The organism is Mesorhizobium sp. M8A.F.Ca.ET.208.01.1.1 (genome assembly GCF_004791315.1).
Classification (GTDB): Bacteria; Pseudomonadota; Alphaproteobacteria; order Rhizobiales; family Rhizobiaceae; genus Mesorhizobium.
The window spans coordinates 1-283 of the sequence record NZ_SRUT01000407.1 but is presented as its reverse complement, the minus strand read 5'-3'; the positions used below and the strand labels follow the sequence as shown (position 1 = coordinate 283).

Below are 283 nucleotides of genomic sequence, written 5' to 3'. Positions count from 1 at the left end.
GTGGGTGGCCTTTTCCATGAAGATCCGATGGGCGGCCGATAGGACGGGCTGGATACGGGTCACCTGCGACGACAAGATGATCTATTCGGCCGACAACGTCCCGACCAATCAGGCGCCGCATTGCTACATCACCAACCAGTGCGAGCCCGATGTCGCCAAGAATCCGAAACGGTTTGGCTTTTGTCTCGGTCCGGTGATGGCGGGCTTCGGGCCCGAATGGGAGAAATACGGTCTCGCGTCACAGTTCACTGCGATCCAGCCTGAAGGGATCACCGTCAAGATG

At 58.7% G+C, this 283-nt stretch carries 1 pseudogene; it reads left to right on the top strand.

Features of this window, described 5'->3' with window-relative positions:
* Positions 1 to 16: 16 nt before the first annotated feature.
* A pseudogene (locus tag EN851_RS35865) lies at positions 17 to 283 on the top strand (hypothetical protein); the annotation flags it as partial.